The sequence below is a fragment of the Pseudomonas syringae group sp. J248-6 genome (assembly GCF_032586995.1).
In the GTDB taxonomy this organism is placed as follows: domain Bacteria; phylum Pseudomonadota; class Gammaproteobacteria; order Pseudomonadales; family Pseudomonadaceae; genus Aquipseudomonas; species Aquipseudomonas amygdali.
This window is the reverse complement of record NZ_JAWHOP010000001.1, coordinates 1-24286: the sequence shown is the minus strand read 5'-3', so window position 1 is coordinate 24286 and position 24286 is coordinate 1. Positions and strand designations below refer to the sequence as shown.

At 59.6% G+C, this 24286-nt stretch carries 19 protein-coding genes; 1 reads left to right on the top strand and 18 read right to left on the bottom strand.

The features are described from left to right. Nucleotides 1–6: 6 nt before the first annotated feature. The 18 genes from RYC17_RS00095 to RYC17_RS00010 all read right to left on the bottom strand — a co-directional run bounded on the left by RYC17_RS00095 (nt 7) and on the right by RYC17_RS00010 (nt 22981). On the bottom strand, nt 7–1038 hold the full coding sequence (locus RYC17_RS00095) for an iron ABC transporter permease (protein WP_316902055.1): 1032 nt from the start codon (nt 1036–1038) through the stop codon (nt 7–9). Beyond that, a complete protein-coding gene (locus tag RYC17_RS00090; protein ID WP_316902053.1) occupies nt 1031–2020 on the bottom strand; it encodes an iron ABC transporter permease in 990 nt (329 codons plus the stop codon). Before RYC17_RS00090 ends, RYC17_RS00095 begins: the two co-directional genes overlap by 8 nt. Further along, nucleotides 2017–2937: an ABC transporter substrate-binding protein gene (locus RYC17_RS00085; RefSeq protein WP_058401347.1), complete on the bottom strand. Its 921-nt coding sequence runs from the start codon at nt 2935–2937 to the stop codon at nt 2017–2019. The genes RYC17_RS00090 and RYC17_RS00085 overlap by 4 nt, the downstream gene beginning before the upstream one ends. Further along, nucleotides 2927–4810 (bottom strand): IucA/IucC family protein, encoded by a 1884-nt coding sequence (locus RYC17_RS00080; protein ID WP_122280341.1) that lies wholly within the window; start codon nt 4808–4810, stop codon nt 2927–2929. Before RYC17_RS00080 ends, RYC17_RS00085 begins: the two co-directional genes overlap by 11 nt. A 4-nt stretch (nt 4811–4814) precedes the next feature. After that, a complete protein-coding gene (locus tag RYC17_RS00075; protein WP_316902050.1) occupies nt 4815–5588 on the bottom strand; it encodes an HpcH/HpaI aldolase family protein in 774 nt (257 codons plus the stop codon). After that, nucleotides 5588–7441 (bottom strand): IucA/IucC family protein, encoded by a 1854-nt coding sequence (locus RYC17_RS00070; protein WP_122280356.1) that lies wholly within the window; start codon nt 7439–7441, stop codon nt 5588–5590. The genes RYC17_RS00075 and RYC17_RS00070 overlap by 1 nt, the downstream gene beginning before the upstream one ends. Nucleotides 7442–7462: 21 nt before the next feature. Further along, nucleotides 7463–8869: a DHA2 family efflux MFS transporter permease subunit gene (locus RYC17_RS00065; protein WP_316902045.1), complete on the bottom strand. Its 1407-nt coding sequence runs from the start codon at nt 8867–8869 to the stop codon at nt 7463–7465. Beyond that, a complete protein-coding gene (locus RYC17_RS00060) occupies nt 8866–10074 on the bottom strand; it encodes a type III PLP-dependent enzyme (protein WP_316902042.1) in 1209 nt (402 codons plus the stop codon). Before RYC17_RS00060 ends, RYC17_RS00065 begins: the two co-directional genes overlap by 4 nt. Next, a complete protein-coding gene (locus tag RYC17_RS00055) occupies nt 10067–11851 on the bottom strand; it encodes an IucA/IucC family protein (RefSeq protein WP_316902040.1) in 1785 nt (594 codons plus the stop codon). The genes RYC17_RS00060 and RYC17_RS00055 overlap by 8 nt, the downstream gene beginning before the upstream one ends. A gap of 216 nt (nt 11852–12067) precedes the next feature. Next, nucleotides 12068–13444: a diaminobutyrate--2-oxoglutarate transaminase gene (locus RYC17_RS00050; RefSeq protein WP_058401341.1), complete on the bottom strand. Its 1377-nt coding sequence runs from the start codon at nt 13442–13444 to the stop codon at nt 12068–12070. 343 nt (nt 13445–13787) lie between these two features. Continuing rightward, complete coding sequence (locus RYC17_RS00045) at nt 13788–16196, bottom strand: TonB-dependent receptor (protein ID WP_005734304.1); 2409 nt, start codon at nt 16194–16196, stop codon at nt 13788–13790. A gap of 69 nt (nt 16197–16265) precedes the next feature. Beyond that, nucleotides 16266–17231 (bottom strand): FecR domain-containing protein, encoded by a 966-nt coding sequence (locus RYC17_RS00040; RefSeq protein WP_122280338.1) that lies wholly within the window; start codon nt 17229–17231, stop codon nt 16266–16268. Continuing rightward, nucleotides 17228–17737, bottom strand: coding sequence for a sigma-70 family RNA polymerase sigma factor (locus RYC17_RS00035; RefSeq protein WP_219171641.1), 510 nt, complete (start codon nt 17735–17737; stop codon nt 17228–17230). Before RYC17_RS00035 ends, RYC17_RS00040 begins: the two co-directional genes overlap by 4 nt. 233 nt (nt 17738–17970) lie before the next feature. Next, nucleotides 17971–18615: an ABC transporter ATP-binding protein gene (locus RYC17_RS00030; RefSeq protein ID WP_404944467.1), complete on the bottom strand. Its 645-nt coding sequence runs from the start codon at nt 18613–18615 to the stop codon at nt 17971–17973. 68 nt (nt 18616–18683) lie between these two features. Then, nucleotides 18684–19532 carry an ABC transporter ATP-binding protein gene (locus RYC17_RS00025; RefSeq protein ID WP_058408604.1) on the bottom strand — a complete coding sequence of 283 codons (849 nt, stop codon included), beginning with the start codon at nt 19530–19532 and terminating at the stop codon, nt 18684–18686. Continuing rightward, nucleotides 19522–20376: an ABC transporter permease gene (locus RYC17_RS00020; RefSeq protein ID WP_002553740.1), complete on the bottom strand. Its 855-nt coding sequence runs from the start codon at nt 20374–20376 to the stop codon at nt 19522–19524. Before RYC17_RS00020 ends, RYC17_RS00025 begins: the two co-directional genes overlap by 11 nt. Next, nucleotides 20373–21383, bottom strand: coding sequence for an ABC transporter permease (locus RYC17_RS00015; protein ID WP_316902037.1), 1011 nt, complete (start codon nt 21381–21383; stop codon nt 20373–20375). Before RYC17_RS00015 ends, RYC17_RS00020 begins: the two co-directional genes overlap by 4 nt. Before the next feature lie 20 nt (nt 21384–21403). Beyond that, a complete protein-coding gene (locus RYC17_RS00010) occupies nt 21404–22981 on the bottom strand; it encodes an ABC transporter substrate-binding protein (RefSeq protein WP_016980494.1) in 1578 nt (525 codons plus the stop codon). Between the two features lie 457 nt (nt 22982–23438). Between RYC17_RS00010 and RYC17_RS00005 the strand changes: the two genes are divergently transcribed. After that, on the top strand, nt 23439–24286 hold an 848-nt coding region (locus tag RYC17_RS00005), incomplete at its 3' end, for a toxin VasX (RefSeq protein WP_316902035.1).

The following is a 24286-nucleotide window of genomic DNA, read 5'->3' as shown; positions in this document are numbered from 1 at the left end:
AATTCCTTAATGCCGCTGGTTGATCAATAAGTAGAGAAAAAACGGTGTGCCCAGAACCGCGACAAAAATCCCTGCGGGCAGGTCCAGCGGCAGGAACAGCGTGCGCCCGGCCAGGTCGGCGAGCATTACCAGGTTGGCACCGATCAGCGCCGCCATCAGCGCCTGCCCGGTAAACCCCGGTGGCATCAGGCGTTTGCCAATGTGCGGCGCAATCAGGCCGACAAAGGCAATCGCCCCGCCCCACGCAACCGCCAGACCTGCAAGCGCAACACTCACCAGCAGCAGCCCGGCGCGCAGCCATTGCACGCGCACACCGATGCCCTGAGCCAGATCATCATCGAGCTGCTGCATGCGCACCTGGCGGGCAAGCAGCACCAGCAGCGGTAAAGTCAGCAACAGCCAGCCCGCCAGGGCGCGGGGCTCCGGCCAACTGGCACCATACACGCTCCCGGTCAGCCAGACATAAGCCGACAAGGTGGTGGTCAGCGGGCTGAACACCAGAACGAACGTCGTCACTGCTGCCAGCAGGGCCGACCCCCCTACCCCGATCAGCACCATGCGCAATGGTGAAGCGCCCTGATTCCACGCCAGCAGATAGATGACCAGTGCGGCAAGACCTGCACCGCAGATTGCCGCCAAGGGCAGAAATTGCGCCCCCAAAGCAGCCGAGAAGAATGACAGATACAGCACTGCCGCCGCGCTGGCACCGCTGGTGATACCCAGCAGGTCCGGCGAAGCCAGCGGATTGCGGATGATGCTTTGCAGGATCAGCCCGGACACCGCCAGTGCCGCGCCGACGAGTGCTGCCAGCACCAGCCGGGGCATGCGCAGTTGTTCGACGATAAAGACCAGACTTGCATCCGCCTGACCGGTAAAAACATTCAAAAGGGTCTCGGGCGACAGGTTGATTTTGCCCACGGCCAGCGAGCCCAGAGCGATCAGCAATGTCAGCGTTGCGCCGATCAACAGACGTATCAATGCAGTCAGGCTGAACTGCCGGGAAAAACCGCAGTAGCGCAGGGTCAGATGCCTATCCATAACATGCCCCCCGGCGAACCAGCGCAATAAAGAACGGCGCGCCGAACAGTGCGGTCATCACGCCCACCGGCACTTCCTGAGGCACGATTACCACCCGCGCCAGCGTATCGGCCAGCAGCAACAGCGTTGCGCCCAGCAACGCGCAGCCGGGCAGCAGCCAGCGATGATCGATGGACAGTGTCTTGCGTACCATGTGCGGCACCAGCAGGCCAATGAAACCAATGCTCCCGGCCAACGCCACGGCGCTGCCCGCCAAGGCAATGATCACGATGCTCATCAGCAGGCGAATCAAACCTGTGCGCTGGCCCAGTGCGGTTGCGATGGCTTCTCCGGTATTGAGCACGTTGACCTGCCCGGCCAGCACCAGTGACCCGGCCAGTGCCACAACTACGCATACCAGTAATGGCGCGGCGGTGGCCAGATCGCGTTCCGACAAGGAACCGGCCAGCCAGAACAATACGGTGTCCAGACCGTCCTGATTGACCACCAGCAACGCTTGACTGAACGCGGTAAACAGCGCGGTGATAGCCGCACCGGCCAACACGATTCGCAATGGGTTGAGACTGCCCTGCCCGCGGTTGCCGATGACCCAGACAATAGTCCCTGCTACCGCCGCGCCAATGAACGCGCACCACAGCCACTGGCTCATGGATGAAAGCGCAAACAACGACGAACAGGCAATGATCGAAAACGTCGCCCCGGCATTGATGCCGAACAGGCCGGGCGAGGCCAGCGGGTTACGCGTCAGAGCCTGCATCAGCGCGCCAGAAACCGCCAGACTGGAACCCACGGCGATGGCCATCAGGGTACGCGTCAGGCGCGTATCGAGCAGCACATGCTCGATAGCGCTCAGCGCATCGGGCTGCCACACACTTTGGACAATCGCAGAGGGCGATATCCAGGTGGCTCCGGTTGCCAGGCTCAATCCCATGCACGCTATCAACACCAACAATCCCAGACCCAGTTTTACCGCAGCCGTCATGAGGGACTATCCGCCATGGCCACGCGAGCGATTTCATCGAGCATGCGGTTGGCACCCAGAATGCCACCGGACAGGCTCCAGGCAACGGCATCCACGCGCCATACCTGGCCATCCTGGGCCGCGCGCAACTGTTGCCAGAACGGGTGTCGGACCAGCTTGTCGTAGTTTTGCTGCGCGGCTTTGTTGTCCGCGCGCTGAAAAATGAAAAACAGGTCGGCATCGACCACAGGCAAACTCTCTTTGCTGCTGAGTTTAAGGGAAACGCCCGTTGCTTCGCGGGCAGCGGGCGTCCAGGCGAAGCCCAGTTCGGTCAGCACCGAACCTGCAAAGCTGGCAGGCAGATAGCTGCGGATATGATCTTCACGAATGTCGAGCACCGACACGGTGATCGGCCAGCGCCCGGCAAACTTCTCCTGCAACCGGCTGCGCACCGCCGTCACACGCTGTTGCCATTGGCCCAGCAGGTCCATGGCCTGCTGTTGACGCAGCATGGCAGCGCCCATCATCGCCAGGGTGCGCTTGAACTCGAACACCTCTTCCAGCATCAGCACGGGGCTGATCTGCTCAAGCAACGGCGCGATGCGTTGATGGCGAAAGCGTGATGCGACGATCAGATCGGGCTTGAGCAGCACGATATCTTCAAGGCTAGGCTGGGTTTCCAGGCCCACATGCGGCACCGCCGCCAGCGCCGGGCGCAGGTAGCGGTACATCGGTTTTTCGCTCCAGGAATCCACCACGCCGCACGGCGTCACGCCCAGGGCCACGGCGCTGTCGGACGCCCCCTGAAACAGCGTGACGACTCTTGGTGGCGTTGCACGCAATGGCTCTGCCCAGGCAATACCGGGCAGCGCCAGTAACCCCAATGACAGGCGCAATACCCTGCGCCGCGAAGGATGCAAAGGTTGGTCAGGTTGCACGGCGCAACCTGTGGAACGGGTTGACCACCTCGCCCTTGCCGAACGGCATGCTACCCGGCCCGCCTGCGCGCTCGATCATGGGTGTAAGCAAGAGTTTCTGCGGCCAGTTGGGGGCTTCGAACAGTTGATGCCTGATCATGGCACGCGCCTCGTCGTCAAATTCGATGGTTGTAATGAGATTATCCAGAACATCGCGCAATACCGTCCACAGCGCTGTGACCGGTACCTCATACACCTGGGCCAGAGTATCCATGATTGCCCGCACGTTTACCTGAATGCCCAGTGTCTGCAGCCAGAACAACAGGTCTTCAGGGCGGTCATGATAAAGCGTATTGGCATGGCCTTTCTTGATTCGATATTCCGGGTCGCGCATGCCGTTACGCTCAAGCCAGGGCACGAAAATACGCAACGAGTCGTGGTCGCGCAACAACAGCCCTTGTGCTTCGCCGGCTTTCCAGACCATGACTGCGTTCTGGCCATGAACCTCGCCGAGCATGCCCAGGCGGAACATGCGCAGGTTAATGTCGAAGAAACTGTGGCTCAGCTCGCGGAACAGCGTGAGTACCGAAGCCTGATTGCGCGGCAGGTCGCGATAGTCCATCCACTCATCGAAGAAATGCCGATTGCTGCCTGGCAACGGTGTACCCAGCGCCGCCATCGGCAGCAGGCGGCAGTCCGGATCGTCGAGCAAGGCTGCCGGATAGCCTCGCACCATCGCCGAAAGGTGCCGGGGACCTTCGTCGAACAGAGTGGCCTGGGGTGGCATGAACGCCCACCATTTGCGCTCATCGCACAGGTGCAGCGAGCGGCTGAGGGTTTCATCCTTGTCGACAACCTGACGCAACAGTTTTTCACTCAGCCCGCCATTGATCATTTTCACTGCTGGCAGGTAGCGGGACGCGCCGAGCGAATAGATCGCCATGGGCAATTTGAGGTAATCGGGGCTGTCGAAGCACGGCGTCATCGAACGCAGCGATGAGGTGGCGTATACCGCGGCCTCGCTGAAGTCCAGACGCTGGCAATCGCCCCTGGCGAACGCGTCGCCCAGCTGGACCTGAAGAACATGCTCGAATTGCCACGGATGAACCGGCAGCGCAACGTGACTGTCGGCAATGCCGCGCTGTTGCAGTTCCTGCTTGAGGACTGCTTGCAGATTCTCTGGCAGCAGGTGGCGGGCAGGGAAAGATTCGTTCAAATCCCCTACTCCGTCACCGCATTGCAGCAAGGTTTTGTCGACGGCGACCCAGTTCAGCGCCACCGGCCGGGCAAACTCGGCCTGATACTGCTGGTATTCCTGCTCGTTCAACCCTTGCTTGGCTTTGGCCAGTGGATGGTATGGGCGATCACGCAGCGAAGCCCACTGCTCCATCGTCCTGAAGAACGTAGCGCCGTCCTGTGCCATCAGGTTGTGCTCGTCGACTTTATGGTCCAGCGACAACGCGGTCTGCCAGACACTGATGCGCAATACATCCAGAAACAGCGCTATGCCCTTTTCATTGTCCTGACGCTCGCTGTCCTGAAGCAGCGTTGCTTTACCGGCAAACACCCATTTCATGAACTCTTCCGGGGACAACTGCGTCCAGCGCTCAGCCTGACGGCCCAGCACCGGCGTGCCGGGCACTTTCTCCCATTGTTGAGTAATGCCTGGGCGCAGCGCGACGCTGATGAAGCGCTGCTCCGAGTCATCGCAGCACCATTCCCAGATTTGTTGTGTGCTGCTCTGCCCTTCAAGTTTTGGGGCTTGCGGGTGGCGCGCTTGCCAGTGAGCGGTGTCCTGCAGGCTCAATGGCTCGCGACCAAAGAAATCTTCAGCCAGCAGGCAATCGACCAGATCCTGCATGACCAGGTCAGCGGCGAGTGAAGTGAAGTTCATCGGATTATTTTCCTTCTGCTGAATGTTGGGCCAGACGCGCCTGAAGTGCGCGAAAGGCAATGCCGCGCTCATCGCCGAGGACAAAGGCATTTACGCCGCGAGCCTGCCAGCGGGCAGCGTCGCCGTCTTTCCGGGGAATGGTGCAATAGGCGACGCCTGCTGCCTTGGTGGCTTGCCAGGTGGCCAGCAACGCTTGTTGTACATCGGGTTGATCGATCTGCCACGGCATGCCCAATGACTGCGACAGGTCTGCGGCCCCCTCCAGAATCATGTCCAGCCCAGGCACATGGGCAATCTCGGCGGCGCGGCGCACGCCTTCGGCGCTTTCGATCATCGCCACTACCATGATCTGTTGATTGGCAGCTTCCACGTACTGCGCCAGGCTGTGCTTGCCGAACGAGCCGGGACGACCGGCGTTGAGGCTGCGGCGGCCCAGCGGGTGGTACTTGCAGGCGGCGATGGCGTCCGCCAGTTGCTCGGGGCTCTCGATCATCGGCAAAACGATGCCCTGCGCACCGCCATCAAGCAGGCGCAGCAGGGTTTTCGGATTGAGATCGGCGACCCGCACCAATGGCGTGAGGTCGTAGCTCTCTGCAACCCGGATCATGTTCTCCACGTTTTCCGGGTTGATCAGCACGTGCTCCATGTCGATGATCACGAAGTCGAAACCGGCCTCGGCGATCAACTCGATGGCGGCCGGGGCCGGGATCGAACTGATCAGCCCGTACACAGGCTGTCCGCTGCCAAGTCTGCTCTTGAGTGTATTGGTCCTCAGCATCATTGCGGCCTGTAGGTGTGCAGCGGGTTAGGCACTGAACGGAAGCGACGCTCACCGTCACCCAGCAGGCGGCGCTTGGTCAGTTCTTCCACTTCATAGGACGGTGCGAAGACGTCAAACAGCTCGAAGCGCTCGCGATGCTGCGGGTGCGCACGCTGGTAGTCGAGAATGACGTCGGCGGTCATCTGCCAGAACAGCGCCTCATCCAGCTGGTATTGCTGGCGCAGGAAGATCGCCATTTCGGCCAGGCAGATGAAGAAGAAACAGTCGCAGGAGAAGTCGCGTACCGCATTCACGTCATCGGTAATGATGAACGAGTTACGGTTGAGTTTCGCGTGACTGTCGGGCAGCGGGACCAGCTCCGGACACAGTTCAGGGCGGCCCAGATGCGCGGGTGAGTAACGCACGCCGTCGTGGAAGTCCTTGAGGGCGATACGCTGCGGCCAGCCCTGCTTGACGATAAGCACGATATTTTGACCGTGAGACTCCATGCCGATGCCTTCGGCGTAGAGCATATGGATGATCGGAGGCACCGTGACCTGCAGCAATTGCCGGGTCCATTCCTTGAGGCCGTACTGGCGGATCCACGCATCGATGAACGGTGCCTGCGCGCCGCCGCCATAACGGTTTTCCACATGGCTCAAGCCATTGAACGGTACGGCCTGCTCATCGTCCTTGAGGTACTGATGCAGGCTTTCACGCCAGATTGCACCCAGCGTGCCGTAAGTCTGCGCCGAGCGCGCTTCCGGCAGGTGGCGATAGTCGTAGCTGACACCGGCAACTTCGCCGAGAATCACAAAATCCAGCGCACGCGCAGTGCTGTCGGTGGCGATCAACTGGTGCAGCCAGTCGGTGATGATCGGACCATTGAGCACCGTATGCCGCGCCAGAATGCGCGTGCTGGAGGTGTTGGTCATGCTCATCGCCAGTTTGACGTAAGGTCGTTTGGGCTGGCTGGCATTGGCCAGTGTACGAATCGACTGCTGAGCCTTGTAGACGTCGGTCGAGGTGCCCAGGTAAATCAGCTCGCCGCTGGCCAGTTCCGGGTAGAAAGTCGACACCGTGACGTTGTCCCATTGCCACGGATGCACTGGCATCAGTTGATAATCGTCAATGGATTTGCCCTGCGCGGCCAGGTCCCGGGAAATTTCCTGCCAGCGCTGTGTGCCCAGTTCCTGGCGGACAAACGCCTGGAAATCCATGTTGCGCGAATGACCGACCGACGCGCTCGACTTCGCCACTGCCAGCCAGACCACCCCGAACGGCGTGGCAAATTCGGGCCCGTAGTGACGGTTGTCAGCCAACGAAAAACCGATCCGTGACTTGTAACACGGGTGGTAGCTGTGGGCGTCCATGAAGTGCTGTTCCAAAGCGTCAACGTCCAGCTCATGTGCGGGTTTTGCGGGCTGATAACCCTGACTGCGTGCTTGCAGGTCCTTGAGCTGGGTCTGCTCTATTTCCTGGATGAAGCGTGCCAGATGCGGGCTGTCCTTGAACGGGCTGAGCAGCTCGGTCAACGCCAGATGCACATCCGGCACGCTACGCTCACCGGCGCTGCTCAAGCGTTCAAGGGTGGCGTGATCGAGGCGGATCAGCTCGAAGCTGGTGCTCAGCAGGCCTTCGCAGTGGTACTCCACGCCATCACTGACAGCGACGGTGAAACGATGCCGATGATCGTCCAGCGGCTCGCATCGATAAGGCAGTGCAGCCTCGTACAGCAAGGTTTGCAGCAATTGACCGATTACCCGGCGCTGTACTTGTTGGTAGCGCTCAGCGTTGATATCAGCCAGCCAGGCACCGGTGGCCGTTGAAGGTGAAGCGGTGTTGCGTTTCAGCGGTAAAGGGGTAGCCATGTTCATACCTCGAACGAAAAATTATCGGGGTTCGACCGCGCCGGGCTGTGCCTCGGTGCGTTCGTCGTTAAGGGGGAAACGCCAGGCACACGGCAGTGCCAGCAGGATCAGCAGGCCGGTGGCAATGAAGACTTCACTGATGGCCGAAGGCGTGGCGGCCGGTCCCGCAGTGTTCAGGCGAAACTCCAGCCACAGCGAAGCGATGACAATTGCCAGCGACGCCACAAGCCGGCGGGAAACGTTGTTCATCGCCGCGCCCTGAGTGACCATCGGCTCGGGCAAGGCATTGAGCCCCGCCGTCGTCACCGGCATGTAGGAAAGCCCGAGGCCCGCGCCACGAATCATCATCAGCACGAACACCACGCCGATCGCCGTATCCGCCTTGAGCATGCCCAGCGCCAGGGTTGAAGCACCGGTCAGCAGCAGGCCGATGGCGACTACTGTGCGCGGACCGTGCCGGTCCAGCGCCTTGCCACCCCACTGCCCGAACAGGCTGGCGAACGCGGCGGTACACAGCAGGGCCAGACCGGTCCAGATCGGGTTGTATCCGAGTACTGTCTGCACCAGCAGCGGCAACAGGACCAGACATTCGAACATGCCGACCGACTGCACGACGGCAACGATCACGCTCAGACGGTAACCGCGCAGGTTGAACAGGCGCAGATTCAGCAGCGGCGCCTTGCGACTCAACTCGACCCTGACGAAAGCGATCAGACAGGCCACGGCGACCAGCACCATGCCCTGATTGAACGGGTCGAGCAGTGCCTCGGCGCGGTGCATGCGGCTGATGGCGATCATCAGCAAGCCGATGCCCGAGGCAACCAGCAAATAGCCGATCAGGTCGAACGGTTTGCGCTCCACAGGCTCCGAGTCTGGCAGCACGCCGACACCCAATAGCAAGGCCAGCAGGCCGATGGGCACATTCATCAGGAACAGCGAGCGCCAGCTGAACCACTCCAGCATCAGGCTGCCGCACAGCGGCCCCAATGCCGGAGCGAGCATTACCGCTGCGCTCCAGAGCCCGGTCACCCTGCCTCGCTCGTGCTTTTCATACACAGAGAAAATGATCGCCAGCGACAACGGGATCATAAACCCGCTGGCGATGCCCTGCACCACCCGCGCAGTTATCACCAACGCGATGGAGTTGCCCAGCGCGCCCAGCAGCGAGCCTCCGATGAACAGCGCCACACCCCACAGGTACAGGCGTTTGCGGCCAATGCGCTGACTGAGAAAGCTGGTCAGCGGCATGGTCATGCCCATGCTGGTCATGAACCCTGCAACGATCCAGGTGGCCAGCAGCGGACCGACCTGAAACGCCTCCATGAACGTTGGCAGCGCCGGGTTGAGCGAGCTGTTGCTCAGGCTGACAGTCAGCGTACCGAGCAGCACATTGAACACTACCCAACGGCGTGGGACGTTCAGACTCATGTGCGAACCCGTTCGCCGTTGCGCACAAAGTGCTGTACCGGTCTTGGGTGACAGAGAAAATCGACATGGGAGATGTTGTAGCCATAAGCCCCTGCCAGCGGCAACACCAGCAGATCACCGATGTTCACGCCTTTGAGCGGCTGTCGGCGGCTCAATACATCCTTTGGCGTACACAACTGGCCAACCACGGTGTAGGACTGCTCCGCAGATGCGCCCGTCGCTGGCACACTCGGCACATGAATAACCGGATGGTCATGGCCTTGCGCAACCGGCAGACGAAACTGGTGAGTGCCGCCGCGGCAGACCAGAAAATGTTCGCCGTGGCTGGTTTTGCTGTCCAGCACCTCGATGGCGTAATAACCGCAATAGGCGCTGATGAAACGTCCTGGTTCAAAGCGCAGGATCGGCGCGTCACGCTGCTCGCCCAGGCGTTTTTCCAGATAGCGGCACAGGCGCTGCCAGTCGAACTGCTGACTGTTCAGATAATCGACGCCAATGCCGCCGCCGACGTTGAAATGGGTCAACTGCTCCGGGTAGCTGGCCAGTGCTTTCCATTCCTGCCAGCGCTGCAGGTAGAAATCCAGCAACTGCTCATGACGCTCAACCGACATCTGATGCGACATGGCGTGTACATGGAAACCCTTGAGCGTCAGGTGGCTGGCGCTGTCTACGCGCCTGACCGCCTCGGCCAGATCGGCTTCGTCAATGCCAAACGGTGTGGCGGTGCCGGCCATCGCCAGCTTGCTCGACTGCGCGGCTGGCAACTGTGGGTTAATGCGCAGAAACACCGGCTGCACGCGCCCGGTTTCTTCTGCCAGCTGTTGCAGACGCGCAATTTCGTTGAGGCTTTCCAGATGGATGGCTTCAACCTTGTTCAGCAACGCCGAGCGCAAGTCGGAATCCAGCTTGCCAGGGCCGGAGAACACGTAGGGTTTGCGTGTCGGGCAGGCCATTACCCGCTCGATCTCGCCCCCCGAAGAGATTTCAAAGCCACTGACCAGCGGCGCGAGGGTTTCCAGCATCAATGCTTCGCTGTTGGCTTTGATCGCGTAATACAGCTCAACGCCCGCAGGCAGCGCGGCCATGACATCAGTGACATGCTGTTGCAACGCATCCAGATCGTAGACGAAAGCCGCCAGCGGGTCGGTTTCCAGTGCCTGAGCTTCTTTGATGGCGGCCAGTACGGTTTCCGGCAACTTACGCATAACGCGCCTCCTTGGCCCATGGTGAGGCGAGGCGCACATAATTGGCCTCACGGTCGGCCTTGGCGGCCAGACGCACCTTGAGGTTGGTCTTGCAGGCAATCGACTGGCCGGCAATCAGCGCGTCCAGCTCTGGCGCAGGTAGCACCAACTCGTCGCGGATGCGTTGCAACTGCCGCTCGACTCGCTGCCACATCAGCGGCGCCAGGTGCGGGCGTTCCCAGCTCAAGGCGAGTACGGCCTCGGACAGGTTGTTGATCAGCAGGCAATAGGTGATGCGATTCCAGCCTTGTTCGCGGGTGTAGAGCAATGACTGCCGAATTCGCGGATGCAGACCGACCTGAATAGCCTTGATGCCCAGTTCATCGGTCAGCTTGACGCCTTCGAAGTCGCGTAACAGCAGCTGTTGAGGGCGTCCGTTATCGTGAATCAGCACCGCGTTCTGCAAGTGCGGCTCCATCACGATGCCATGATTGAAGAACAGCGCCATCACCGGGCGCAGCAGCAAGGCCTGGTATTCATCGAACCAGTCCAGCAGGTGCGGGTCCTCAAGTTCACCGCCGTTGAAACGCTCAAGGAAGTCGTGCACCAAAGGCCGCGAACGCAGATCACGCGCAAACAAGGTGCCCGCCATCACGCTGGAATCAGCGCCGGAACGACGACAGAAGTTCTCGCGCAGAATGGCGCCGGTCTGCTCGCGGAACCAGTGGCCGTCGCTCTCGCTGGCGCCTTTGGGTGCCCAGCTCATGGAGCCGGGTTCGGCTACGGTGGACAGCCCGCCCAGGGTTTCTGGACGTGTCTGCTGCAAGCGCTGAAACAATTCGTCGATGATCAGCGTGCTTTCCAGTTCGTACCAGGCGTTTTTCCTGACGCAGTTGGTAATGCGCACATTCAGTGAGCCCTTGATGAAGTAGTCATGCCCTTCGATGTACCAGGTGCGCATCGAAGCCGTCGGGCTGGCCAACGGCCCGCTGGTGCCCAGATCGGTGATCTGCCCGAGTTCGATCAGGCGCTGCACACGGCGGTCCTGCATAAATAATTGGGCTTGTACCGGATGCATGCAAATCAGCGCATGCCCGGGCCTGGCCCGCGATTGATCCGCGAACCCTGACATCACCTCGGCTTCGCTCAAGCCATTGGAGGTGACTCGCAGCCCGTCCAGCGGCACTTCGAACAGATGCAACGCGGTCTGCGCCTGAAACTCCGGGGCGTAGGTCTCCTGCGCCAGATGCTCAGGCCACAGACGCGCCTTGGGTGCCGGGTGATTGGGATGGCCGAACCACAGGCCCTGTTCGCTGGCCAGATAACCGCTCAGCGGTGCCGGGTGCTGGCCGGTCATGTTGTGCGCAACGATGGCGGCGGTCAGGTGCTGGCTTTGCAGGACCTGATCGAGCAGTTCGTCGTTGCTGGCCCGGGTCATGTGCTCACACGCCGTCAGCAACTGCTGGGCAAATTCGGCAAAAGCCAGGCAGCGCCAGGTGCTGTTGCCGTTGCGTGCGTAGACATCGGACAGGTAACGATGACTGCCCAGATGGTCGCGGCGGTCCACCAGCACGAAAAACTGCTGCTCATTGGGCAGGCTGATGGTGAGTGGAATGCCCTTCCATTGCCCGCCATCCACGAAACTGCCCGGCGCAATACCTTGCATGCCCTGGGGCCAGGTGTAATGAAGGCACTGTTCAGGCAGTGCGAACTCCTTGATCAGGCAATTAAGTAATGCACGAGTGGTTGCCAGCTCGCTCACCATGTTTGATAAAACGGTGCGATCGGTATTAGTCATGTCTGCTCCACAGTCGCCTTGACGCTTACTGTTTAAGTGACGTCGCAACAAGCGTTGATCTATCGCTTGTGGCACAACGGCTTAACTGTCGGTGTGGCTTATTGTCTGCAACAAGCCAATTGATAATCTCTGCACGGCGTGCAATGGGTTCGCTCAGTCAAACGTTGTGTGCGTGTTCTGTTTCAAGCGCGGTGATAACGTCATTGCTATTACTGCTTACTTGCGCAGCTGGGCCAATGCAGCCTTGAGGGCGTCCTCGAATCGCTGTATGACCAGTTGGCATTGTTCTTCGGTAATGATCAGCGGCGGCAGCAAACGAATCACGTTGCCATTTCGGCCGCCGCGCTCAAGTAACAGCCCCTGTTTGAAACAGTGCTGCTGAATGGCAACTGCCAGTTCCGGGTCCATTGGCAAGCTGCCGAGGCGGTCCGCCGGTTTGCGCTCATCGACAATCTCGATGCCCAGCATCAGCCCGCGTCCGCGCACCTGGCCCATCATCGGATAACGTTGCTGCAAAAGGCCAAGCTGTGCCTTGAGCCAGTCCCCGCGTTTTGCGGCCTGGGCAGCCAGGTTTTGCCGTTGCAGCACCTCAAGGGTGGCAAGGCCTGTTGCCATCGCCATCTGATTGCCGCGGAAAGTACCCGCGTGATTGCCCGGAGCCCAGGCGTCGAACTCGCGCTTGAAGCCGAGCACGGCCAACGGCAGGCCGCCACCGACTGCTTTGGACATGACGATGACGTCGGGCTCGATCCCGGCGTGTTCGAAGGCGAACATCTTGCCGGTACGGCCAAAACCCGCCTGCACTTCATCGAGAATCAGCAGGATGCCGTGCTTGCGGGTCACTTCGCGAATCTGCTGCAACCACGCAGCCGGCGCGGGATTGACACCGCCCTCGCCCTGCACGGCCTCGAGGATCACCGCCGCTGGCAGCGATACGCCGCTTTCGACGTCTTCGATGAACTGCGTGAAGTAGTAACTCAGTGCCTCGGTGCCGGCTTCACCGCCAATACCCAACGGGCACCGGTACTCATGAGGGTACGGCAGGAATTGCACGCCGGGCATCAGGTTGGTGACGGCATTTTTCGGCGCGGTGTTGCCGGTCAATGCCAGAGCACCGTGAGTCATGCCGTGGTAAGCGCCGGAAAAGCTGATGATGTTATGGCGACCGGTGGCAGTCTTGGCCAGCTTGATCGCTGCTTCGACAGCATCGGCACCGGATGGCCCGCAGAACTGCAGGCAGTAATCGCGTCCCTGGCCCGGAAGCAGGCTCAGCAGCGTCTCGCTGAAGGCATCCTTGACCGCGGTGGTCAGGTCAAGGGTGTGCATGGGCATTCCAGACGTCAGGAAGCTGTCGAGACTGGCCATGATGGCTTCGTGATTGTGACCCAGAGCCAGTGTTCCGGCACCGGCCAGGCAGTCCAGATACGTAGTGCCTTCAACATCGGTGACCCATACGCCGTGTGCCTTGGCGATGGCCAATGGCAACTTCCGGGGGTAACTTCTTACATTGGATTCAAATTTGCTCTGCCTGTCCAGATAGTTGGCATTGGTTTTCTGCGACGTAGTAGACTGCAATAAGCCATTATTCAACATCGGTTAGTCCTCGCTAAATGCTGGATGCAAACTATTATCATTTCCTTGAAAGTGCAACCCGTTGTTTCAAAAACAAGATGAAATTTAAATGAACGTTATTGCTTACTTGAAAAGTTACAAGGCACGCGAATACGCCGCCCTGTACGCCGGAATTATTCAAAGTGCCATCACTCAGAGGGGCGCTTGTTATTTATGTAAAACACCGAAAGAGAGCCTTATATAACAGACTCTTCTATGGTCATACTCAGGTTAATTATTTAATAGCCGCACAGGTTATTCCTCGATGAGGACTGCCAGTTTTTTCACTACGCGGGTGAGCCCTTCCCTGGGCTGCGCGGTCAACTCAGAACCCGATAGTCGCTGACAGCAGATAGGTCCGGGGTGTCGACAGGGTCAGGCCCGGCTCGCTGTCATCCGACGCTCCGGCCGAACTCCAGTAATACTTGTTCATGACGTTCTCGACATTGGCCCGCAGTGTGATGTCCTTCTGATCGACCTTGAACGCATACCGCGCGCCCACGTCGAAGCGCTCGGAAGAATCGATGCTTTTGCTGTTGGCCTGGTCCAGGTACTGCGAGCTGGTGTAGATGCCCCGTCCGGTCAGGGTCAGGCCCTTGACGCTCGGCACGTCCCATTCTGCGCCCAGATTGACGTTGTACTCGGGGGTGGCAGGTGCACGATTGCCATCGAACGTGCCGTTGACGGTATTGGTCAGCTCGCTGTCGATGTACATGACCCCGCCCAGCAGGCGGAAGCCTTTGAGCGGTTCGCCGAACATGGTCAGCTCGACGCCATCGTTGCGGCGCTTGCCGTTCGGGCCGAAGACGCGCGAGGTTGTGTTGGTCTCGTAGGCCGGTTGCTTGATACGGAATACGCTGGCAGTGAAGGCGTATGACCCCAGGTCATATTTGGCCCCGACCTCGATCTGGCGGCTGACGAAAGGCGGGAAGATCTGGTCTTCGTTCACCGACGTCGACGGCGCGATCTTGCCCTGGCTCAAGCCTTCCATGTAGTTGGCATACACCGAGAAGTCGTCGGTCACTTTGTACAGAATGCCGCCTGAAGGTGAGACCTTTTCCTCGTCGTAGGAGGTGTCGCCCTTGACGTTGTCGGTCCAGTCATCAACCTTGACTCGCTGCCAGCGGGCACCGAGTGTCAGCAGCAGGCGGTCATCGAAAAAGCCCAGTGTGTCGGTCAGGGCCACACCGCTGAAGCGGTTCTCGGTGTAAACCTTGGAGTCGGCCCGCGTAGGGTTGGAGGGTGTCGGCGTGTCGACCGGATTGTAGAGATTGCTCGGCGCGGCTGCGTAGCGTGCACCACCGTTTTCAAAGTCCATGTAGAAATAGCTGGCAGCCAGATTGACCTCGTGGCTGACCGGTCCGGTATTGAACCAGCTGCGTGCGCCGGCAGTGGCTGTGCGAACATTTTCGTCGCGGGTGAAGTCGCGCGGCTGAACGCTGAAGTCACCTGCGTCGTTGGTGACCGATACCGCATGGCGCAGGAAGTCATGGTTACTTTTGCGCGCGCCGACACCGCCGTACAGCATCACCGAGTCGCTGAGGTCATATTCGGCATTCACTGCGCCGAAGGTATCCTTGGTGCGCGCCTTGCTCCAGGACTGCGCATAGTTGTCGCGAACATCGTTGGCGTTGGGCACCTTCGCATTGGCACCCACCTGTACGCGCTCCTGCGGGGCATCGGTATCGCGCTCGGTGTGCCCGATATCCGTCGACAGGCGCAGGCGGTCGCCGCGGAAATCCAGGCCCAGTACGGCCATATCGCGATCAACGCTCTGATGATCCCATTCAGTGTCGCCAGACTGCTTCACGCCATTGAAACGGATACCGAACTTGTCGTCCTCGCCAAAGCGACGGGCCACATCCACCGCCGCGCCTGCCTGCCCCTTGGACGCATAGCTGGTGGTCAGCTCGGTGATGGGTTTATCCGTTGCGCGCTTGGGGACCACGTTGATCCCCCCGCCGACACTGCCGCGCGGCGAAATGCCATTAATCAGCTGGCTTGGGCCCTTGAGGATATCTACCCGCTCGGCCATTTCCATGTCGATGGTGTATGTGGGCAGGATGCCGTACAAGCCGTTGTATGAGACGTCGCTATTGAACAGGCTGAAGCCGCGAATGGTGAACTGTTCGTAACGCCCGCCAGCAGGGTTAGTGGCACGCACCGACGGGTCGCTGGCAATCAGGTCGCCAAGGGTACGGGCCTGCTGGTTTTTCACCGCGTCCTTGGTATAGGTGGTCATGCTGAAGGGCGTTTCCATGAAGTCCCGCGAACCCAGCATGCCTTGCGAGCCTTTGCGTGCCACTTGGCCGCCTGCGTATTCCTGGCCATCGGTAGAGCCGCTGTCACCGACAATCGAGGTGGGTGCGAGTTGCAGGCCTGCGCTCGCGCTGTCAGGTGCCGGGATCAGCGTGTAAGCCTGCTCTCCGACGGGTACCAGTTGCAGACCGGAACCTTGCAGCAAGCGCGCAAAGCCTTCCTCGACCGCGAATTCGCCGGACAACCCCGAACTGTTTCGACCGTTCACCAGCGCGGGGTCTACCGAAAGGTTGACCCCGGCCTGACCGGCAAAGCGGGTGAGCGCGGCGCTCAGGCTGCCAGCCGGCACCTCATAGGCACGTTTGCCCGAGGTTTCGGCCCAACTGGTCGAGGCGAACAACGGACTGGAACTCAACGTCAGCAACAGGCTGAAATGCAAAAGCGGACGCAAACGGTAGGAAGACACTGCGGACATAGAGGGAAACTCTCGTATTTTTTGTGCACTTACCTGAAATGACCAGCGAGACAAAAAAAAGGGACAGCTTCACGCATTATTTTTTGTCGAAATGTTTTTTCGAGGTACCAGCGTGACCCAGTAGCGGGTCCGCATCTGCACGTCCACCGGCAGGCTGGCAGCCAGTAACGAAAGCACGCGGTCGGTATTGTCGAGCCTGAAACTGCCCGTCACTCGCAGGGCTTCAAGTGCCGGTTCCCAGCGCAGCAAACCGGGGCGGTAGCGGCCAAGCTCGCGCAGGAAATCACCCAGAGACTGGTTCTGCGCGGTCAGTACATCGTCGCGCCAGCCGGGCAGCAAGGCGTCGAAGGCGCTGACAGGCCCGGCACCATCGTGTTTGAGGCTGACCTGCTGTTGCGCATGCAATGCCAGCACCGGCCCCTGCAGCGGATAGAGTTGCACCGAGCCGCTGACCACCGATACACGGCAATCGCTGTCGTTGAGACGTACACAGACTTCACTCTGACTGACCACGACGCGCCCGTAGGGGCCCTCGATGGTCAGTGCTGCCCTGCCCGGCACCTTGAGTGCTATCTCGCCACGCACAAGGGTGACTCGACGTGCACCCAGATCGACATTCACCGCGCTGTCGGTATTCAGTTGCAAAGTGCTGCCATCGGCCAGGGACAGACGCTTGTGCTCGCCGACGGAGGTTTGCAGGTCGGCACGCCAGACATCCAGCGGCAGCTGACGGCCCACCAGCCAGGCGGTCGGGACCAGTGCCACAGCGCCCAACGCCCGTTTGAGCGCCGCGCGTCTTGCCTTGTCGGGACGATCCAGAGTGGCCATAGCCAGATTGGCAGGCAGGCCGAAAAAACGCTGCCGCAGCTGTTGCGCCTTTTGCCAGGCGCGCTCATGACTGGCAGAGCTGTCGCGCCAGTGCTGCAGCATGGCGTGATCTTCTTCGCTGGCGCCGCCGGATTCCAGAAGCGCCAGCCACTGCGCCGCCCTGCGTACTACCTCGCGTTCTTCGTTAGAAGGTGCCGAGCGAATCACCAATCCACCAGCAGGCAGTGTTCGTAGGCTTGCGCCATATAGCGTTTGACGGTGCGTTCGGAAACACCCAGGCGCTCTGCGATTTCCCGATACCCCAGCCCCTCGAGCTGGCTCCAGAGAAACGCCCGGCGCACCACTGCCGAAAGACCGTCGAGCAACTCGTCCAGCGCCTGCAGGGTTTCCAGCAGCAGCCAGCGCTGTTCGGGGGACGGCACGCTGTCTTCAGGCAACTGCGCCAGCGCTTCGAGGTAAGCCTGTTCCAGGCTGCGGCGAGTATAGAAATTACTGAGCAGGCGCTTGCCCACGGTCAGCAGGTACGCGCGTGGCTCCTGCATATCGGCGATCTGCTGAGAGCTGGACAGTACACGCAGGAACGTATCCTGACTCAGGTCCGCAGCATCCCAGGCATTGCCCATGCGTTTACGCAACCAGCTTTCCAGCCAGCCATGATGATCGCGGTAAAGGGAATGCAAGGTCTGCTGTGATAGCGTCGCTGCTTCAGTCATGTCAAAAGCCTTGAGCGATGGGGGGCGCCAAATGAGACTGATTCTAATTAGTGTTATATCCCGAGTCCACGCTCTTTTTTTCAAAAAGCCCGCCGCCGCTGCGTAAAATCGGGGTCATTGGTCCGCAATGCGTTGATCTGCGCTGTATACAAGTGATTCACTCGAGCGACAAATAAACGCGATGTGTATCTTTTTTGTACCACTTTCGACGTAAATTTCTTCCGGGAAATCGATCAGTGGTTCGCCCCCGCCAATACGCCAAGTGCCGCACGATCAAGATGTCGCTCGACACGTCCCTCGCGGATCAACAGTGCCCTGTCACACAAATGGGCAATGGTATTCATGTCGTGACTGACCAGAATCATGGTCATGCCCGTGTCGCGACGCAGGGCCTGGAGAAGATTGAGTATTTCCGCCTGAACGGTCATGTCCAGCGCCGAGGTCGGTTCGTCCAGCAACAACAGTGCTGGATTCAATTGCAGCGCACGAACGATGGCAACGCGCTGACGCTGGCCGCCGGACAGTTGATGCGGGTAGCGATCGAGCATGTCACCCGACAGGCCCACCTGTTCCATCGAAGCAACCAGATTGGCCTCGTCGAAAGGAAGGCCGTTGATCTGCCGCGGCTCGCGCAGGCTGCGGCGGATCCGGTGCAGCGGATGCAATGATGCATAAGGGTCCTGAAACACCATCTGCACCTGCTGACGCAAGGTTCCCGTGAAGGCTTGCTGCGCGTGAAGCGGCTGCCCGAACAGGTTCACACTGCCCTGCCAGTCGCGCTGGAGGCCGGCGAGTACTCGTAGCAAAGTCGACTTGCCAGAGCCTGACGCGCCGATCAGACCGAAGCATTCGCCCGGTTCGATTCTCAACTCTGCCATCTGCAGTGCAGTAAAGGCATGCAGGCCACGCTTGAAGCTTACCGTCAGTTCATTGATATCCACCACGCTCATGGCAGCGCCTCCATTAGTTTGCGATCAAGGGTCGCAAGTGCCTGACCATAGGTCAGAGCAGAGGGCTGACAGCGCCATAGCGTCTGCGTGTAGGGGTTACTGGCAGTTGCCAGTTCGGCGGCGTTGCATCGGTCGACAATCCGCCCGCGGTACATGACCAGCGCCCGGTCACAATATTTCGCCACCAGAGGCAGATCATGACTGATCAGCAGTAACCCCATGTTGCGTTGTTCGACAAGGCCCAGAATCAACTCCAGAATCTGATCGCGCAGGCCGCTGTCGAGTGCCGAGGTGGGTTCGTCGGCAATCAAAAGGCGTGGATCATTGATCAGCATTGCGGCGAGCATCACCCGCTGCCCCATGCCGCCGGACAGTTCGTGGGGGTAGCTGTCATACAGCGCCAGCGGGTTGGGCAAGCCTACAGCCTCCAGCATGTCGAGTACTTTTTCGCGACGCTCACGGCGTCCCAGCCGGGTATGCAACACCAGCGCCTCTTCAACCTGAGTGCCGACCCTGAGCACCGGGTTGAGCGAATACCTGGGGTCCTGCAACACCAGTGACAGACGAGTACCGCGCAGGCCCTGCCATTGCTTTGCCGTAAGGCTGCGCAGGTCATCGCCTGCCAGGCTCATGTGTTCGGCGGTCACCTGACCGGGGCATGCGACAAGCCCCAGCAACGCACGCGCGGTGAGTGACTTGCCCGAGCCGGACTCACCCACCAGCGCGACCTTTTCAGTGCCCACAGTGAAATCGATCCCCTTGACCACCTCGATCAGTTCCGGGCCCGAGCCTGGAAAACCGATCCGCAAGCCCTGCACGTTCAACAGCGATTGTTCATGAGTCATGACGAGGATCCAGTACATCGCGCAGACCGTCGCCCAGCAGGTTGAAAGACAGGCTCGTCAGCAATATCGCGATTCCCGGTGCAGCGGCGACCCACCACTGATCAAAGATGACCCGGCTGCCGTCGGCAACCATCGAGCCCCATTCCGCAGTCGGTGGCTCGACACCCAGGCCAAGAAATCCCAGCCCTGCGGCGGCCAGAATGATGCCGCCCAGGTTCAGTGCTACACGCACGATCACCGAAGGCAGGCACAGCGGCAGGACGTGACCGATCAACAGACGCATGCCACGTATGCCCTGCAAGTGAGCTGCGGCCAGATAGTCGCTGTTGCGCAATACACTGGTTTCCGCCCTTGCCTGACGGGCATACGCGGGCCATGCCGTGAGCGACAGTGCCAGTGCCCCGTTGAGCAGGCCCGGCCCCAGAATTGCGACAAACGCCAAGGCCAGCACCAATTGCGGAAAGGCCATGATTATGTCGGTCAGGCGCATCAGGATTCGCTCGGCCCAGCCGCCGTAAAAGCCGGCAGTAACGCCCACCAGCAAACCGATGGGCAAGGTCAGCAGCAATACCAGCGTTACCAGCAGCAAGGTCGGGCGTGTGCCGTAAAGCAGGCGTGTGAACAGATCCCGGCCAAACGCATCGGTGCCCAGCCAGTGGGTGGCAGACGGCGGCAGCAGACGCTCCTGAATATTCTGCGTATTGGGATCAAAACCACTCAACAGCGGCGCCAGCAACGCCACAAGTACCAGCACCCCGATAATCGACGCGCCGATGAGTAATGCGGGTGAGCGACGCCATCCGCTGCGAGCCACTATATTGTCGAACGCTACGGAAACACTCATGACACCCCCCGTGTTCGCGGATCGATCATGCCAGCCAGCACATCGGCGATGCCGTTGACGACCACAAAACAGAGTCCGATAACCAGCGTGCTACCGAGGATCGCTGGTACGTCACCGGCAAACAACGCCGTGGTGAGGTAGCGGCCGATACCCGGCCAGGCGAAGACCGTCTCGGTGAGAATCGAGCCTTCGAGAAGACTGGCGTAAGACAGGGCAACGACGACCACCAGCGTCCCGGCAACGTTCGGCAACACATGGCGCAACAGCACCCGACCACGTCCCGCCCCCTTGGCCAGCGCAGTCACGACGTACTCCTTGCCCATTTCTCCCAGCAGCGCGGAGCGTGTCATGCGGCAAATGCCTGCCATCGAGTAAAACGCCAGGACTAGAACAGGCAAGACCAGATGACTGAAGGCGTTGGCCAGCGCGCCGCTTTCGCCAGAGCGCCAGGTGTCCCACAACATCAATCCACTGCTCAATTCAAGGGTGTACAGGTACGAATCGTCCAGACGGCCTGGCCCGCCAGTCCATTGCAGCCTGGCGTAGAACAGCAGGAGCATCAGCAGACCGAGCCAGAAGATCGGCACCGAATAGCCAATCAGCGAGACCAGCCGCACCAGCCCGTCAACCCAGCCTCCCGGCCGCCACGCTGCCAGCAGGGCCAATGACAGGCCGAGGGTACTGCCCAGCAGAATGGCCAGGGTCGCGAGCTCAAGTGTGGCTGGCAGCGCACGGCTCAAACCTTCCAGCACGGGCTGCCCGGAGGTAATGGAAACCCCAAGATCTCCTTGCCCCAGGTTGTCCAGATATCGACCGAACCGCGCTGGCCAAGGTTGATCAAGGCCCAGATCGGTTCGAACCTGGGCCAGCGACGATTCGCTGGCGTGATCGCCAGCAATCCTTAGCGCCGGATCGACTGGCGATAGAGTGGTCAGCATGAATGTGAAGAACAACAGGCCGATCAGTGTTATCGACAACGACAACAGTCCGCTGGCCGCCACTTTCACTCTGCGTGAAGCCCCTGCTCTCACTTGCTTTTGCTCACCTGATCAAAATACGGCAGCGAAACGGTGATGTTCTGTAACACACCTTGCACGCCGTCATGTACCGCGACCTGGTTCTGACCTTGCAGCGCCACGACAAATGGCGAGCTTTGCTGCACAGTTTTTTGCAGGTCGGTATACAGCGCAACACGTTTTTGCGGGTCACGTTCGGCAGCAGCCGTGCGGGTTTCCTGGCTCAGTTGCGGGATATCCCACTGAGTGCGCCAGGCGATGGTTTTCGGACCGTTGGCGACGTTGTAAGTGAAGGCGCTCGCGTTGGAGTGAGGATCCAGATAATCCATCCCCCAGTAGGTGAAGATCAGCTGAAAGTCCCGGGCGCGCATTTTCGCCAGTAGCTCGCTTTCTACTAGCGGACGCACTGAAATCTCTATGCCGGCTTTGGCAAAACTGGCTTGCAGCGCCTGGGCAATATCTGTGTAGGGAGGTTGATTGAACACATTGAGTTCGATTTTCGTGCCTTCGGCAATACCACCCGCCTTTAAGGCGGCCTTGGCTTTATCGACGTCCAGTTTGAACGGTTTGTCGACCAGCGAGCCGATGACGCCCGCAGGGAGGAATGCCTGGTGGATGCTGTACTGGTTTTTCAACAGATCTTTGGAAATGCCCTGATAATCAACCAGCCAGCGAGCAGCTTCCCAGAACGCCGGGTTCTTCAGTGCAGGCGCCTGCGTGCTGCCACTGTTGATGGCCAGGTAATAGATCATTGAGGACGGGAATCGCTGCACACTGACGCCCTTCTGCTTTTCCAGAGCGCTGAACTGGTCTGCGCCCAGATCGAACGCAAGGTCAGCATCGCCCTGCACCACCAACAGACGTCGGGTTGCCGGGTCAGTGACGTTCTTGAGGATTACTGTTTTCAGCTTGGGGGCCTTGATGGCATTAGGATTGGCCTGAAGAACCAGCGCCTCGTGCGGCACGTAGCTGCGCAGCGCATAGGAACCCGTACCGGCTGAATGATTTTTCAGCCAGCCGTTGCCCAGATCAGCGTCTTTCGTATGCTTGCCGACCTCTACCGCGTCGACAATGAAGCCCACTGGCGTCGCAGACAGAATGCTCAACGCAAATGAACTGCCTACCGCTGCTGGCCAGGAAATCTTCACATGCTGGTCATCCACCCGGGTCAGGAAGCTGTCGACGTTTTCCGCCGTCCAGCCCAACTCACCCAGGATGAATGCAGGCGACTTGTTCAGTTTGACCACGCGGCTCAGTGAGTAAATGACGTCTTCCGGGCGAACACTGTTGCCCGAGGCAAATCTGGCACCGTCACGCAGTTCGAAAACCAGACTCTTGTCGTCGTCACCCGCCTTCCATCTGGATGCCAGGGCAGGCACCAGGCTGGCCGGGTTCTGCCGGTCTGGCTCAAGTAAGCGCTGATAGATATTGGCCAGGGTATTGGTCGCGGTAATTTCAAAACTTTCGGCGGGGTCCAGGCTGGCAATGTCGTCTATCGAGCGCGCCACCACCAACGTATCCGGGGGCGTTGCAGCCCAGGCTGAACCGCTGATTGTGATTGCCATAGCCAGAGCTGTCAGACGCCGCATCGTGAATTCCCTTATGAGCTTGAGTTATTGGGGAATGACGATATAGCGCATTTGGTAATATAAAAAAGACTGTTTAGTCATTAACTTAGAACGTTTTTCCGGGTTGAGACGCTCGGGGATAGGGCTGCGTTGCGGTTTGGGGAGTGGTGCGCAATAGGTTGCGCAATCAGCGGTCGCTTTAGATCACTTAAGCGCTTGCGAGCCTCGCTTAGCGGCGCTTTGACGGCGTTGCGCAATATCTTGTAATCGCACGCAGAATCTCGCGCAGGTTTTATTGGATTTTCGACTGAGAAATCACTCTCGAATCACATTTAAAATTAACCTTTTGATTTATATGAATAAAAAATACTTGGCACTGTTCTTGTTAGCTTTCATGGCATTCAACTAGCCCAACTGTTCGTTTCTGTCTGGGCCTCGACGGTATCGATTACCAACGCCAGAGCAGGGAATTCACACAATGACCAACGGCAGACTGAGCGCTGGACCATCCTGCGAAATGGACAAACTGATCGTCCAGATCGTGGGCAAGAAGCATTCGGACCAGCAGCAGGTTTTGCTGGTCGGCTCTGATGGAAATCGTATCTATCAAGCCAAATCGGAAAGGCTGGTAAACGAGCTGTTCAGCAGCACACTGAAAGTCTGGGATCACATCGACGGCGGGCGTCTTGATCTGCAAATCGCGACCCTTGAAGGCGAGCCGATTCGCCTGCCGTTGCTCAGTGGCACGAAAGTCACGCCGCGACAGGCCGATGCGCAGTTCAATCAGATCGTTCCGGTGCTGCCATTCATTGCCTTGCCCGGTTCCAAGACAGTGGACGACATGGGCACACCGGTGCTGGCTCGCGCGGGTTATGTGTATGTGTTTTATCAGGAGAAGCTGTGGCGCGAGCTGGAGATCCACGTCAGCGAAACCGGCAACACGTATCACGACATCGACGTGGCCCGATATCGTCAGCAAAGCGGGTTTCTAGCAGGCGAGCGCAAGGCCACTGGCCAGGCGCTTGAGGACATCTGGCTGCCGGCACTCTGGAACAACCGGCACGTGCAGACGCTACAGTTGTGTTTCTCGGAAATACAGCTCAGCGCGGCACGCCTTGAGCGTCTGGAAAAAGACGCGATTTCAAGAGATCAGCGCTGCACCAGCCCTGACCTGAGCGGGTCGAAAATGCGCTTCAAGGACCTGTACAAGGGCAAGCCCGATGGCAAGGCGATGCTCGATGCGTTTTCTGGCTTTGATGCCAAAAACCCTGTCGCCCAGGCACTCATCGCCCCGATCAAGGCGACCCGGCTGAATCTGCAATACAA

What these genes read in the sequence shown, in the direction of transcription:
- RYC17_RS00055 (WP_316902040.1), bottom strand. Translation starts at nt 11,851, where the DNA reads ATGACTAATACCGATCGCACCGTTTTATCAAACATGGTGAGCGAGCTG.
- RYC17_RS00095 (WP_316902055.1), bottom strand. Translation starts at nt 1,038, where the DNA reads ATGGATAGGCATCTGACCCTGCGCTACTGCGGTTTTTCCCGGCAGTTC.
- RYC17_RS00020 (WP_002553740.1), bottom strand. Translation starts at nt 20,376, where the DNA reads ATGAGTGTTTCCGTAGCGTTCGACAATATAGTGGCTCGCAGCGGATGG.
- RYC17_RS00045 (WP_005734304.1), bottom strand. Translation starts at nt 16,196, where the DNA reads ATGTCCGCAGTGTCTTCCTACCGTTTGCGTCCGCTTTTGCATTTCAGC.
- RYC17_RS00090 (WP_316902053.1), bottom strand. Translation starts at nt 2,020, where the DNA reads ATGACGGCTGCGGTAAAACTGGGTCTGGGATTGTTGGTGTTGATAGCG.
- RYC17_RS00065 (WP_316902045.1), bottom strand. Translation starts at nt 8,869, where the DNA reads ATGAGTCTGAACGTCCCACGCCGTTGGGTAGTGTTCAATGTGCTGCTC.
- RYC17_RS00030 (WP_404944467.1), bottom strand. Translation starts at nt 18,615, where the DNA reads ATGGCAGAGTTGAGAATCGAACCGGGCGAATGCTTCGGTCTGATCGGC.
- RYC17_RS00050 (WP_058401341.1), bottom strand. Translation starts at nt 13,444, where the DNA reads ATGTTGAATAATGGCTTATTGCAGTCTACTACGTCGCAGAAAACCAAT.
- RYC17_RS00060 (WP_316902042.1), bottom strand. Translation starts at nt 10,074, where the DNA reads ATGCGTAAGTTGCCGGAAACCGTACTGGCCGCCATCAAAGAAGCTCAG.
- RYC17_RS00075 (WP_316902050.1), bottom strand. Translation starts at nt 5,588, where the DNA reads ATGCTGAGGACCAATACACTCAAGAGCAGACTTGGCAGCGGACAGCCT.
- RYC17_RS00035 (WP_219171641.1), bottom strand. Translation starts at nt 17,737, where the DNA reads ATGACTGAAGCAGCGACGCTATCACAGCAGACCTTGCATTCCCTTTAC.
- RYC17_RS00025 (WP_058408604.1), bottom strand. Translation starts at nt 19,532, where the DNA reads ATGACTCATGAACAATCGCTGTTGAACGTGCAGGGCTTGCGGATCGGT.
- RYC17_RS00070 (WP_122280356.1), bottom strand. Translation starts at nt 7,441, where the DNA reads ATGGCTACCCCTTTACCGCTGAAACGCAACACCGCTTCACCTTCAACG.
- RYC17_RS00080 (WP_122280341.1), bottom strand. Translation starts at nt 4,810, where the DNA reads ATGAACTTCACTTCACTCGCCGCTGACCTGGTCATGCAGGATCTGGTC.
- RYC17_RS00010 (WP_016980494.1), bottom strand. Translation starts at nt 22,981, where the DNA reads ATGCGGCGTCTGACAGCTCTGGCTATGGCAATCACAATCAGCGGTTCA.